The organism is Paenibacillus sp. FSL M7-1046 (genome assembly GCF_038007405.1).
Taxonomy (GTDB): domain Bacteria; phylum Bacillota; class Bacilli; order Paenibacillales; family Paenibacillaceae; genus Paenibacillus_AQ.
In genome coordinates, this window is sequence record NZ_JBBOXB010000001.1 from 1,873,348 (window position 1) to 1,886,670 (window position 13,323).

A 13,323-nucleotide genomic window follows, 5' to 3' on the forward strand; every position below is an offset into this window, starting at 1 on the left:
GAAGAGACTTTCCCCAGACTATTCCTGCGTGAAAATATAAGTGAGCCCGCGGACTGTGTTGTCCCGGGCTCGCTTTGCTGTGCAGCCATCTCTATTTCTATTTCAATAATGAGGCTCAAGCAGTTCCCATACTCCGCGCTCCGGAACCGGCCTGCTGATTAAATAACCCTGTACCTTATCGCAGTCGAATTGCTTAAGGAATTCCAGCTGTCTGGCATCCTCTACTCCCTCAGCCACCACATCAAGACCCATTTTGTGGCCGAGAATAATGATCGTTTGAACAAAGGATTGGCTGTAGGCCTTATCCTCCAGAGAATCTATAAAGATTTTATCCATCTTCAGTGTGGAAATTGGCAGCTGCTGCAAATAACTCAAAGAAGAGTACCCTGTCCCGAAATCATCCAGGGCGATGCGGATCCCGCGCGACTTGAGGAATCCCAGCTTGCTGACGGTGCTTTCGAAGGATTCCATAAAGATGGATTCCGTGATTTCGAGTTCCAGGCAGCTGGGCTCAAGTCCGCTTTCCGCCAGGCTGTCCAGCACCATTTCCACGAAATCATCCTGCAGCAGCTGAATGATCGAAATGTTGACGGATATTTTATATGGAATTGCGGTGCGGTCATGTACGCTTTTCATGAATCTGCTGGCTTCTCTAAGGACCCATTCCCCGATATATATAATCAGCCTCGAATCCTCGGCAATCTTGATAAATGACAGAGGGGATACAAAACCAAGCACAGGACTGTTCCAACGAATCAAAGCCTCAAAGCCGGAAATCATCCCGGTCCCGATCTCCACCTGCGGCTGATAATGCAGCTCAAATTCCTTGTTGTTCATCGCACTTCGCAGATGCTTCTCAACGTTCATCCGTTCATTAAATGCGGTATGCATGGACTTATCATAGACTACATACGTGCTTTTGCCCTCTTCTTTGGCCCGGTACATCGCCACATCGGCATTCTTCAGAATCTCCTCTGTGGTCTCTCCGTCTTCCGGATAGAAGGAGATCCCGATGCTGGCAGAGATATACAGATTGCTTTCTCCGATAAGGAAAGACCTGCGGAATGACCGCATGATGTCCTCCGCCAAATTCAGCACGGCTTCACGGTCATCCGTATCCTTGAGGAAAATTACAAATTCATCTCCGCCGAGTCTGGAGAGCATGGCTCTTTCATCCACAAGCGACTGGAGCCGTTCACTGGCTTTGCGGATAAGAATATCACCCGATTTATGACCCAGCGTGTCATTGATGTATTTGAAATTGTCGGTATCCACAAACAAGAGTGCCGCTTTGCCGCCAGGCCGCCGGAAGTAATTCTCCATCGTCTCCAGCAGGCTGAGGCGGTTGGGCAGATTACTGAGTGAGTCCACATAGGCCAGACGGTGCATATTCTTCTGATTTTCGACCAGCATATCATATTGTCCTACCAGTTCCTGCTGTGTTGCCGTAAGCTGCTCATACGTCGCCTCCAGCTCCTGATAGCTGTTACTCAGCTTGAACTCAGCTTGCTTGCGTTTGCTGATGTCAATCAGGGAACCCAGGAACAGCACAATCCTGTCTTTTGGATCGACAATCGCTTTGCCGCGCACCTCAAACCATACATAGCTGCCATCATGGGTTCGCATGCGGTATTCAGTCTCGTAAATCGGGGTCAACCCGGACAGATGCTCTTGTCTCGCCTTTCGTGCAGTCTCCTGGTCATCGGGATGAATGATACTGAGCACCCCGCCGTCGAACGAGTTGATTTCTTCTTCATTGTAGCCCATCACTTCGTACCAGCGGTCAGAAAGCTTGTAGACCCCTGTCTCCCAATCCAGCTCCCACATATAAGCACCGGAGCTTTCTGAGGCCAGGCGGAACCGGCGTTCACTGACCCCCAGCTTGTTAAGCTGTTCCTGCAGTTCTACCTCTGCCGCCGCCAGCTCCTCATAGGTCGACTCCAGCTCCTCGTAGCTGAGCTGAAGCTTAAGCTCACTCTCCTTGCGCTCATCAATATCCAGTCCAACCAGTACGAAGATGTCTTCAGCCTGATCATCCATCCCCTTAATCAGAGTAGTCCGCACGGAGAAATAGCGGGCATCCGGCACATGGTCGGGAAGCCGCAGTTCAACGTTGCCTGTGTAGTCCTTGTACACCGCCTTGATAAGGAGATCTCTGAGCAAGGCTGCGCTGCCTTCCAGACCGGAAATATCATCGAGGCTTTTTCCGAGCATGTCCTGCTCCTTCAGCCCTGTCATCTTTTCCGCATACTGATTGAAACGCACGATCCTCTTATCACCCTCCACCGCCCAGACAATCATCCCGGTATGCTCAATAACATCCTCGAAAAATTCCTGCTCGGAGTGGATAGTCCGGCGTAAACGCCTGATGTAAACCCTTATTAGAACAATACCAAAAAGCAGCACACAGAAGCCGATGATGATTCCTGAAATGATCCTCCCATTGGCTAGGGATTGGTAATCATCCGAATGAGCGAAAAAATATTGCTGGTACAGCTCCTCAAAAGCACCGGACCGCTGCAGCCGTTCCAGCCGTGCATTAACGTAGGAGACCAGCTCCGGTGCTGATTTGCTGATACCATAAGCGATATCCTCAGGATATAAATTACTCATTTTGCGAATAATGTCACCGGTTAATCCACGCTCAACAATCAAATAATCGACAACACCCTGGTTCTCGAACAAGAGATCAATCTCGCCTTTCTGCAGAGCCTCCAGCGCTTCTGGTACTGTTGCATATTCTATGTAATGTGAGACTCCTGCTTTGCCGTGCAGCACCATCTCGGAGTACTGACCCTCGCCCACTCCTACCTTATAGTTCTTCAAGGTGCTTAGCTTCACTTCTTCTTTCAGCGCCTGACGCGAATAGACAGAGATATAGCTTTTGAACACAGGCTTAGAGAACAATGCCTGCTTCTTTCTCTCCTCCGTAACGGCCATAAGTCCGGTGGTATCAATCTCTCCGTCAATTAGCCGTTTATACGTTTCCTCCCATTCGCCGGTGCTGTACTGAATCAGATAATCCTGCTTCTCAAAAATCATGCTTGTCAGGTTAATATCAAAGCCGGTCAGATATCCGTTCTGTATGTATTTATAAGGTGGATAACCCAACTCTGTCTGATATCTTATCTCTTGTCTTTCAGCGTGAGCGGCAGCAGGGGGTGCAATCATGAGCACAATGCTAATTAGAAGGATGAGTTTACACCGCTTCATCGCAATTCTCCTTTTTCCAAATAAAAATCGGGCTAAGAGCAGTTATAAGAAGCTGTATTCGACAAAAAATGGTATGGTTCCTGCAAATTACCCGACCTATTGTGATAAATTGTGCAAATATACCAGTTCACTGCCCCGCTTGAGCAAAGTGCTGAACTGTCCATTACAAAAACAGTTCATCTTTTTAATTTATTTATATTGCTTTTTTAGCTTAAAATGTGGATAATAGCAATAACGGTTGATAATGATTATCATTATTGAATATACAAATACATTCAATTCACTATATGGAGTTAAAAGGAGACTGAACACCCATGAACTCAGCCAATACCCGGACCGCTCTGCAGGTTGACGACTATCTGGATCTGCTCAATCTTGCTGTTAAAGTTGGAGATTTGAAATGGCAAAAAGAAATTAAATCCAGATTACAATATATTCTCTGCCTGCAAATCAGATAATGATCGTGCAGAATGCCGCATTCCCGGATTACGGGGTGCGGCTTTTTTTGTGCCATTTTAGAAAAAAACAATTGATAATATATAAGATGGACTAAAGAACTACCTAGAGGCAAAAGCAGCGGAGGGGAAGTTTGGAACTGTAGGAGCGATAGCGACCGCCTGAAAGCTTTCCGTAGGAAAGCTCGCTTCGAAAGCATAAGCAGTCTGCGGATTTCAACCGCACATAGCGGTATAAATCAAGAAATCTGTAGACAACAGCGGCCGGAAGTCCAAACATTCACCGCAGTTGCGTTCTATACCGGCTCGGTAAATCTAAAGTTCAACTTATATAGCTGCAAAAGGGCCATTAATTGCTTAAAAGTGCATCTGCAAAGCTTAGGATGTTTAATGATATAGTATAATAATCAGCATAATATACTGAACAATAGTCCTATAGATCGGAGCGTGCCAGTTTGAAAAAATATATTTCCTTGTTCCTGATCATCAGCCTGCTATGGATGCCAAGTATCTATGCGGCAGCGATTCCCGCTCAGCAGGGACTGGTTACCGATGAAGCCGGCCTGCTCTCGACGCAGGAGGCGGCAACTGTTGCCGCAATTGCTGAGGGAGACCGCTATACCATCCGGGTGCTGACTGTCGATTCTTTGGATGGCGCCGAGCCTGGCGCCTATGCCACTGACGTCTATGATTCCTGGGGCCTGACGCCGCAGGATGTTCTCCTTCTGATCTCTGCCGGAGACCAGAGAGTTGAACTGAACTTCAAGAATCCGGGCCTACAGGGCTATATCAACTCCTGGTCTCAAGCTCAAGGCGGAGCCTTGGATACCGCAGCCATCACGGGGCTGCTGGACACGTATTTTAATCCTTATGCCCGGGAAGGGGATTTTGCCGGGGGAATCCGTTCCATGATTCAGAAGCTGCACTCCTTCGGCGGCACTGGCAGCAGCAGCGGCACTGGCGGCAGCAGCAGCGGCAGCAGCCCAGGCCTTGGGCTGCTGAAGATGGCCGGCATTGTCATTGGGATAGCGCTGCTGGCATTAGTGCTGTATGTGCTGTTCACCGGCCTGCGCAGACGGGGGCAGCTCTGCAGCCAGCAGGAGCAGCTGGCCGACTTGCTGGTCCGGGCGAACCGGGCGCTGGAATCCCTGCAGCCGTTCCAGGGAATTGTTCAAGGCAAGACGGGAGAAATGGTCGATGGAATCTCCAAGCGGCTGTCTGCACAGCTGGTGGAGATCTCTGCATTGCAGAGCAGCCAAAGCTCGCAGCCTCCCTTCTACCGTCTGAAGGCGCTCAAGACTGCCAGCTCACAGTTGCAGCAGACTGAAACAGCTTTCCGCTCCTCGCTGGAGGAAGAAGAGCAGCACATTGCCGTAATCAGTGATGCTGACCGCAACGTTAAACAGCAGATTACCGAACTGAAGAGGGAAGCGCCTGAATTGAACCTCCAGCTTCAGAGTGCGGTCAAGGAGACCGGCTATGGGCTGCAGGAAATTGCTGATGATCTGAAAGAGCTTGCTGAAGAGACCGCGAAAGCGGATGAGCTGGAGCTGTTCGACCCAATTGCCGCACAGGATATGACCGGGGAGGCGCAGGAGAAGCAGGCGCAGATCGAGCAGGATCTGCAGGATGTCGATACGTATGACGACAAATTTAATGACTTTCCTGGAGTTCTGGCGGCTGCCCGCAGCACAATTGCCGCATTGCTCGAACAGAACTCCCTCCACAATATGAAGGTCAAACCTTATGAGAATCTGGATCAGGCCTCCGCAGCCGCGGCAACACTTGAAGCTCCGCTGCGCAGCGGAGACATGGATGAGGTGCGCAAAATCGCTGCCCGTATGGATACCCTGCTGGGCGATGCCATTGCCATGACAGAGCGCCAGGCCCTGATCCGCCAGAATAACCTGAGGGATCTGGATACGATCCGCAGCCGTTGGAGCGATTTGTCTCAGCGGCGCAATGAGCTGAACAGCCGGATCTCCGAAGCCCGCAGCCGGTTTGCGGAGATCCATCTGACCCATCTTGAGGAGGCAATGGAGACTGCGGGAACACAGCTCCGTCAGGGTGCGGGAGAGGTTCCGCAGATCGAAACCTGGACGAGTGACCAGCGGGGGGAATATGACAATGCCCGCAATAGCCTGGACCAGCTGCTCAAACTTCAGGAAGAAACCGCCCAGAAGTTCGACAATGTCGGCGAGAGTCTCAATATGCTGGGCCAACGCTTAGCTAACGTCACCCGGCTCCTGCCGGAAGGACAGGAGCGTGTGGATACGGTCCAGCGGCGGCTTCAGAGCAAGGGAATCGCCTCCAGAAGCCAATTCCAGCTCTCCCTGATCCCTGAGTATGGTGAACTGGAGCAGCGGCTGTCCATCCGGCCTTATAACCTGGATGAGCTGGAAGCCGTTGCACATGCTTACGAGTCCCAGATTTCTTCCTTCGTGGAGGAAGCGAACCGTCTCGTACGCCAAAAAGAAGAAGAGGAGCGCCTGGCACAGCTGGCCATCCTGCGGGAACAGCAGCGCCGGGAGCAGGCACGCAAGCGTGGCTCCTCTTCGGGCGGCTTCGACGGCGGCAGATCATCCGGCGGTTCCTCTTGGGGAGGCGGCGGCCGCTCGACTGGCGGGTCATCCTGGGGCGGTGGCGGCGGCAAATCCGGCAGAAATTCCTCTGGCGGCTCCAAATGGTAGACAGCGAACATATCTATGCAAAACGCCACCGGCCCGGAATAACTGGCCGGTGGCGTTTTTGACTTGAACTCTTTTTCACTTTTCATTCGTTTTTTCTGAAATAACCAGAAATATCCAGAAAAACAATGAAAATGATAGAACGACTTCATTATATGAGTATACAAGGCCCCATACATATCAATATGTAAATTTATGTATTTATTTGAACATTGAGTAAAATGAACATTAGACTTACGATTGATTTGTTAATTAATTCCAAATAAGGACGAAGGAAGGCGATCAAACTATAACGCTCACTCTCATGCACCGTGGTATATACCCGCATGTAAGTTTCTTAAACACAGTGAAAGGAATGTGAGGACTTGTGAAAAAAGTTGCATTGGTAAGCCCATTAAGAACAGCCGTTGGTTCTTTTAACAACGGACTTTCGTCAGTAAGCGCCTCGGAATTGGGGGCAAACGTGATGACAGCCTGCCTTCAGCAAAGTCAACTAGAGCCTGCATTGATTGATCAAATTTACTTAGGAAATGTCCTTCAAGCAGGCACTGGCCAAAACCCTGCCAGACAGGCGGCATTAAAAGCCGGCATCCCCATTGAAGTACCTGCATCAACAATAAACACGGTTTGCGGTTCAGGGCTTCATGCCGTCGCTTTAGCTTACAACTCTATTTTGGCAGAACAAGGCGGCGTCCTCTTAGCTGGAGGTATGGAGAGCATGTCGAACGCCCCTTATGTACTAAGGAATGCACGAAATGGCTACAAGCTGGGCAACAGTGAATTGATAGACACCGTGGTAGCCGACGGCCTTACGTGTCCCATCAATAAATATCATATGGGAATTACCGCAGAAAACATTGCCGCGAAATATAACATTTCAAGACTTGAGCAGGATGAATTTGCCTATGGAAGCCAGATCAAGGCTATAGAAGCAAAAAACAAGCAGGTTTTTGCAGAGCAGATTGTTCCCGTTCTGACCAAAACTAAAAAAGAGAATATTTGGTTCTCGGAGGATGAACATGTAAGAGGAGATGCAAGCAAAGAAAAACTTTCTAATTTAAAACCTGCATTTAAGACAAACGGATCGGTTACTGCCGGAAATGCCTCGGGGATCAATGATGGAGCGGCGGCTGTACTTGTTATGTCGGAAGACAAATGCGAGGAACACGCGGTACAACCGTTGGCCTATATCAAGGGTTATTCACTTGTCGGCGTTGACCCTGCATATATGGGGATGGGCCCGGTGAAAGCCGTTTCGTCACTTCTTAAGGATCAGGGAATCTCCCTTGATGCCATCGATCTGTTTGAGATTAATGAAGCCTTCGCTGCACAAGCATTAGCGGTAATAAAAGAGCTTGGGGTCAACCCGGAGAAGGTGAATGTCAATGGCGGCGCAATCGCGATTGGACACCCTGTCGGTGCAAGCGGAGCTAGGATATTGGTTACGCTTGCGCATGAAATGGTACGAAGCTCTGCGCGTTACGGCATAGCCTCGTTATGTATCGGAACGGGTATGGGAATCGCGATGCTGATTGAGAATGCACTCATCTAACACTCTTCTACAAGAAAGGGAGATCCGATTGTTATGAATCCACAAGAGATTTTTTCACTGCAGTCCATGCCTGCGGCCAGCGCTAGTTATGGTCGTCCCCCCTACCGCTTCATCGACAGGGAATTTTTTATAATTACCTATGAATCCGATCCCGCTGCGATTAGACAGGCGGTCCCGGAGCCTCTTCAGCCGGATGGAAGCAACACCGTTTCCTATGAATGGATCAAGATGCCTGATTCATCCGGTCTAGGAAGCTACGAGGAGAGCGGTATTGTCATCCCGTGTACCTTTCAGGGGGAACCCTGCAATTTTGTTGCTCAAATGTATTTGGATAACGCACCCGCTATTCTTGGAGGACGTGAAATTTGGGGTTTCCCCAAAAAATGGGCGAATCCCCGCCTGAGTGTTGAAGGTACTGAAACGCTGACTGGTACATTACATTATAACCATGTCCTGGTGGCCATGGGAACCATGCCTTTCAAACATAACATTCTCGACGAAAAGGACACGGCTACAGCCATCGCAAAAACCCAAGTGAATCTAAAATTAATTCCCGATGTTGATGGTACCCCTAAAATTGCGCAGTTAGTGGCGTACAATCTCGAGAATATTACAGTAAAGGGCGCCTGGTCAGGGCCGGCCCGGCTAAGTCTGATCCCCCACGTCCATGCTCCTGTGGCAGATTTTCCTGTTAAGGCGTATATCGGCGGCAAACATTTTATTGCCGATTTAACGCTGCCATACGCAAGAGTCATTCATGATTATCTCCAGTAAACTTTGCTTTCCAAGTGGAAACGGCTACGCCGTCCTTTTAAAGGACGGGGTGTTTCAGCAAGAAATAGAAGGATAATATATAGCGTGAAACATATAAATTCTATATTTTCAAAAAAATATACAAGGAGTCTGAAACCATGAACAACAAATTAATCTCCGCAGAAGACGCCGTTAAGAAGGTCAAAGACGGAGACACGGTGATGGTCGGCGGTTTTCTGGCCGGAGGCCATCCGGAACAGTTGGTGCGTGCGCTTGTCGAGACCCATTCCGCCGGTAATCTCTCCATTATTTCCAATGATACTGGCACCACGGAATTATCTATATATAAGCTTGTAAAAAGCGGCAGAGTCAAGCGGATTTGTGCATCCTATATCGGCTCCAATCCGGAAACGGGAAGACTCCTTATGACCAAAGAAGCTGAGGTAAGCCTCTTCCCGCAAGGCACGTTAGCTGAAAAAATACGTGCAGGAGGAGCAGGCTTGGGCGGTGTTTTAACACCTGTAGGTGTAGGTACCATTGTAGAGGAAGGCAAAAGGAAAATAGATATTGACGGAAAGGAATATCTACTCGAACTGCCGCTCAAAGCGGACGTGGCGCTAATCAGAGCCCATAAGGCAGATGAAGCGGGCAATCTTGTGATCAACGGCTCCTCACGCAACTTCAATTTCGTTATGGCTATGGCGGCAGATTATGTAGTTGCCCAGACAGACGAATATGTAAAGCTCGGGGAGATTGATCCCAATCATGTCAACGTACCCGGAATATTTATCGACGCCATTGTAAAGGTAGGGGATACGCATGAATAACCGAGAATTCATTGTGAGAAGAATCGCCCAGGAATTCAAAGACGGCGATGTGGTCAACCTGGGTGTTGGCATGCCTACCATGGCAGTAAACTATATTCCCGATAATGTTCATATTATGCTGCAGGCTGAGAACGGAATCCTTGGTGTTGGCCCCAAAGCCACAAAAGAACAAGAAAATATCGATTGTATTGATTCTGGCGGAAGTTATGTTACAACAATCGCAGGAGCTTGCTATTTTGACAGTGCGCTTTCATTCTCCATCATCCGTGGAGGGCATGTGGACATCACCGTCTTGGGTGCCTTGGAGGTAGATGAGAACGGCAACCTTGCAAGTTGGATGATTCCAGGAAAAAAAGTGCCGGGCATGGGGGGAGCTATGGATTTGGTAGTCGGGGCCAAGCGTGTCATTGTAGCCATGGACCATGTGAACAAAGATGGGGAACCGAAAATATTAGAACATTGCAAGCTGCCCCTGACTGCTGTAAATGTTGTGCAAACCATTGTAACCGAAATGGCTGTCATCGATGTGATTCCGGGCACAGGGCTGATGCTGAAGGAAATTGCGCCGGGTCTGTCGGTGGAAGACGTTCAAAAGGCAACCAGGGCAAAGTTGTTGATCTCGCCAAACTTGAAGGCCATTGCCGTTTAAGCAAAACGGTAACCTACGGTATTTGGCTAATTCCAAACTCCGCCGTCCCAAAAAAACCAGCCCGCCCTCCCTAATCTGGGGAAGCGGGTTGGTTGGTCTTCGGTTAATGCGTATCCTTAGGCTTGTCCTGCTCCTCGTCCAGAAACGGCTTGTTTACATAGTAATACATTACACCCATCAATACACCGCCGCCAATCAGATTCCCGATGGTGACAGGCACCAGATTGTGCACCACACCACCCCAAGAAATCGTACCGGGATGATCCAGCACCAGTGCAATCGCAAAGGTACACATATTGGCTATGCTGTGTTCATATCCGGAAATAAAGAAGCAGAATACGAACAGAACCATGGCGAACATTTTAGCCCCGTCGCTTTTCATGGACATCGGAACAAAAAACGCCAGACAGACCAGCCAGTTACACAGGATGGCTCTGAAGAACAGCTCAGACGCCGGAGCCTCCATCTTATGGGCGACCACATTCAGCAGAAAACCGTTGACGCTGGAATCGTAGAACAGTCCGGTCAAAAAAATCAGCAGCGCAAAGGCCGCAGCTCCAAGAATATTGCCAAGATAGCTGACGGTCCACATCCGCACAACTTCGGTCCACTGCATCTTGCGTCTTAAGGCAGCATACGTGTAATAAAATGTATCCCCAGTGAACAAATCGCCTCCGCCGTAGGAGATCAGGATGATGGCCGCGCCAAACGTAATCGCAGCCATCGGATAGGTCATCGGTGATTGCTCCATGTAGAAGAAGTTGCCCGTCTTGAACGCTACAATTACGCCGAATCCGATAAACATACTAGCCAGCATTGCTCTGGCGATATAACGCAATATGCTTTGCCGATAAATCTTCTGTTTCTTCAGCGCCAATTTCTCAACCTGCAGCAGTGCCTCGTTCTCCATATGACCTCCGCTTAAAGCTTGTATTTTCCGCGATGATGGCAGGCTGATACAGCCTCCTGGGGTATTATACCCAATAAACCGCTGGAAATTGCTTGAATCACAGAGCGTCAATATATTACAAATTTTCTTTAGTGAGAATCCGTTGCCGCTGTGCTAGCTGCCGTCATCCGGATCATTCAGCTTGGCAATGGCTTCCGCCTTTTCGCTGCTGGCTACGACAATAAGCACAAATATCAGGCATCCCAGAATCATCCGCAGTTCCTCACTTCCTCCATATGTTGCCTTAGTGACAACTTATGTAGGGGAGTGCTCTATTATGAATGCTCCTTAAGCTGCTAATATCCGAGGATGAACCGCTATGCGCACAAAAAAGCCCGCTGAACCATCCAGCAGGCTAGAACAAAATAGCTGTTTATCTATACTCGGATAAGGCGTCAGTTCAAGAAGCTACTCAGCTCGCTGTCGCTGCCTGCTTGCTTCAGCGCTTGCGGCTGCGAGGCTTCGTTCAGCCCGAGACGGTTGTTCAGCTGCGTGTTGATTGTCGTCATTTTGGACGTATAATCCTGGCAGCTTTCGATAATCCGGCGGTTGGATTGCTCGGAGGTATCCAAGGCACTGAGCAGATCGCCGATGGCCTGATTCACTGCCTCCAGCGACATGGAAGGCTTGGACAGCAGCTCTGTCGTCTTCTCGGTCGTGGTGCGCAGCAGACGCGCATTCTCCTTGAACTGGTCCTCAATCGTCTTGTTCGTCGCTTCCACGGCGGAAATGACATTTTCCTGATCGGCCAGGGACATTGCAATCATCGCGGATACGGTGATCAGATTTGACGTCTTGTCAATCGCATTGTTAACCGAATCAATCAGCTTATCATTGTTGTCATTGATGATGTCCGTAGCGGCAATGGCCTGATTATAGAGCAGAATCATCTCGGTCATGGACTGGATCCGCACCATGACCTTGCGCAGACCCCGCTCCAGATAAGCCTTGCGGAATTCATTCTCCGGTTTGGCGATTTCCACCTCGAACAGCTCCTTCAGCTTGTTGCCAAAGGCAATCTTGGTCTGCAGGTTGTAGATTTCGTCCATGGAGGTGCGTTTCAGCTGCCGCATGTTGACAATGCTCTCTTCAAGCGTATCACGTCCGTCCCGCAGGCCGGTCACGATGGCATCAATATTGGTGCGTACGGACTGATATTTGTAGACATAATTCTTGAGCGGACTCTTGCGCAGCATTTTGCCGAAAAAGCTGACATTTTTGCTCTGCTGCAGATTCTCGCATTCATTACGCAGCTTCATAATCATATTCGGCACTTCGACGCGTTTGCCGGACATCAGATCATTGACCGGCCGATCCAGCAGTTTCAGGGTTTGTCCCGCTTTTTCCTGCGTCTTCACCCCAAGCTTGCCGATGTCATCCATTAAGGAATCCAGTGCAACGGTATCGGTCTTGGCTACCTTCTCAATTAATTGGGAAGCTTCTGCAACTACCTTCTGCTCATCTTCTTTTTTGAGCTCTATCAACTGCGTGGACATGGGTTTCCCTCCTATAATTCGGAACTGCTGTACCGCTGATGAATCAGTTCCGCCTTGGTTTGAAGTTCCATCAGGTCTTTATGCTCGATCGTAGAGGCGATCTCCGTAATTTTGGAATCGACATCCCGCAGACCGTTCAGCAGCATTCTCCGATTTTTCGTTTTGGCCTCACCGCCCAGCCGCAGGAAAGGATTGATGACCCCGTTCAGGTCCTTCAGCACCAATCTGCGGACCGTGTGGTTGATCTCCCCGTTGCCCAGCTCCTGAAGCAGCGGAATGATCCGCAGGAGCCTGGCGATCAGTGCCAGTGATTTCTCGACAATTTCATTGTCGAGCGTATCCTTCTGGCCCTCCGAAATAATCATATCCTCCAAAATGCTGAGATACTCCACCACCGGAGCAAAATCCGCTCCGATCCTGACCTCAGCCTGTCCTCTGCCGGACAAGGAATGTGGTGCACCGGTTTCCGATCCTGCGGGTGCAGCCCGGATCACTTCAGGACTGCCCGCAGCAGAAGCGGGGGCGATCGCTGCCGGCTCCTGCCCGGCCGGAAGCACCTCCGCCGGCAGGTTGGTTCGTGTGCGCTTGCCTCCAAGCAGTCCGATGGCAGCTCCGGCAACCGGGAACAGCAGAGAGAGCAGCTCTGGCAGGAAAGCGCTCGTCAGCAGAGCCACAACATAGCCGGCTCCTGCATACAACAATACTTTTGATTTCGAATAAATTGTCCTCACCTCTTGTGAGC

The 13,323-nt window shown here is 49.7% G+C and carries 10 protein-coding genes; 6 read left to right on the forward strand and 4 right to left on the reverse strand.

Going from position 1 to position 13,323, the window contains the following annotated elements; translation table 11 throughout:
* Window positions 1-102 precede the first annotated feature (102 nt).
* Window positions 103-3,213: an EAL domain-containing protein gene (locus tag NYE29_RS08040; protein ID WP_340895268.1), complete on the reverse strand. Its 3,111-nt coding sequence runs from the start codon at window positions 3,211-3,213 to the stop codon at window positions 103-105.
* Window positions 3,214-3,527: 314 nt separating this feature from the next.
* Here NYE29_RS08040 and NYE29_RS08045 point away from each other — a divergent pair, with 314 nt between their 5' ends.
* From NYE29_RS08045 to NYE29_RS08070, 6 genes are all read left to right on the forward strand, one after another.
* Window positions 3,528-3,671, forward strand: a complete 144-nt coding sequence (locus tag NYE29_RS08045) for a hypothetical protein (RefSeq protein WP_179091777.1) — start codon at window positions 3,528-3,530, stop codon at window positions 3,669-3,671.
* A 452-nt stretch (window positions 3,672-4,123) separates the two neighbouring features.
* Window positions 4,124-6,358 (forward strand): TPM domain-containing protein, encoded by a 2,235-nt coding sequence (locus tag NYE29_RS08050; protein WP_340895273.1) that lies wholly within the window; start codon window positions 4,124-4,126, stop codon window positions 6,356-6,358.
* A 364-nt stretch (window positions 6,359-6,722) separates the two neighbouring features.
* Window positions 6,723-7,907, forward strand: coding sequence for an acetyl-CoA C-acetyltransferase (locus tag NYE29_RS08055; protein ID WP_340895275.1), 1,185 nt, complete (start codon window positions 6,723-6,725; stop codon window positions 7,905-7,907).
* Between the two features lie 33 nt (window positions 7,908-7,940).
* Window positions 7,941-8,681: an acetoacetate decarboxylase gene (locus NYE29_RS08060; protein WP_340895278.1), complete on the forward strand. Its 741-nt coding sequence runs from the start codon at window positions 7,941-7,943 to the stop codon at window positions 8,679-8,681.
* Window positions 8,682-8,818: 137 nt separating this feature from the next.
* Complete coding sequence (locus tag NYE29_RS08065; RefSeq protein ID WP_340895280.1) at window positions 8,819-9,487, forward strand: CoA transferase subunit A; 669 nt, start codon at window positions 8,819-8,821, stop codon at window positions 9,485-9,487.
* Window positions 9,480-10,136: a 3-oxoacid CoA-transferase subunit B gene (locus NYE29_RS08070; RefSeq protein WP_340895281.1), complete on the forward strand. Its 657-nt coding sequence runs from the start codon at window positions 9,480-9,482 to the stop codon at window positions 10,134-10,136. Before NYE29_RS08065 ends, NYE29_RS08070 begins: the two co-directional genes overlap by 8 nt.
* A gap of 103 nt (window positions 10,137-10,239) precedes the next feature.
* Here the strand turns inward: NYE29_RS08070 and NYE29_RS08075 are convergent, their stop codons facing one another.
* The 3 genes from NYE29_RS08075 to NYE29_RS08085 all read right to left on the reverse strand — a co-directional run bounded on the left by NYE29_RS08075 (window position 10,240) and on the right by NYE29_RS08085 (window position 13,303).
* Complete coding sequence (locus tag NYE29_RS08075) at window positions 10,240-11,046, reverse strand: formate/nitrite transporter family protein (protein WP_340895283.1); 807 nt, start codon at window positions 11,044-11,046, stop codon at window positions 10,240-10,242.
* Window positions 11,047-11,480: 434 nt separating this feature from the next.
* Complete coding sequence (locus tag NYE29_RS08080; RefSeq protein ID WP_038585067.1) at window positions 11,481-12,581, reverse strand: toxic anion resistance protein; 1,101 nt, start codon at window positions 12,579-12,581, stop codon at window positions 11,481-11,483.
* A gap of 11 nt (window positions 12,582-12,592) precedes the next feature.
* Window positions 12,593-13,303 (reverse strand): hypothetical protein, encoded by a 711-nt coding sequence (locus NYE29_RS08085; protein ID WP_445322201.1) that lies wholly within the window; start codon window positions 13,301-13,303, stop codon window positions 12,593-12,595.
* Window positions 13,304-13,323: the final 20 nt, after the last annotated feature.

What these genes read in the sequence shown, in the direction of transcription:
- NYE29_RS08040 (WP_340895268.1), bottom strand. Translation starts at nt 3,213, where the DNA reads ATGAAGCGGTGTAAACTCATCCTTCTAATTAGCATTGTGCTCATGATT.
- NYE29_RS08045 (WP_179091777.1), top strand. Translation starts at nt 3,528, where the DNA reads ATGAACTCAGCCAATACCCGGACCGCTCTGCAGGTTGACGACTATCTG.
- NYE29_RS08060 (WP_340895278.1), top strand. Translation starts at nt 7,941, where the DNA reads ATGAATCCACAAGAGATTTTTTCACTGCAGTCCATGCCTGCGGCCAGC.
- NYE29_RS08065 (WP_340895280.1), top strand. Translation starts at nt 8,819, where the DNA reads ATGAACAACAAATTAATCTCCGCAGAAGACGCCGTTAAGAAGGTCAAA.
- NYE29_RS08070 (WP_340895281.1), top strand. Translation starts at nt 9,480, where the DNA reads ATGAATAACCGAGAATTCATTGTGAGAAGAATCGCCCAGGAATTCAAA.
- NYE29_RS08075 (WP_340895283.1), bottom strand. Translation starts at nt 11,046, where the DNA reads ATGGAGAACGAGGCACTGCTGCAGGTTGAGAAATTGGCGCTGAAGAAA.
- NYE29_RS08080 (WP_038585067.1), bottom strand. Translation starts at nt 12,581, where the DNA reads ATGTCCACGCAGTTGATAGAGCTCAAAAAAGAAGATGAGCAGAAGGTA.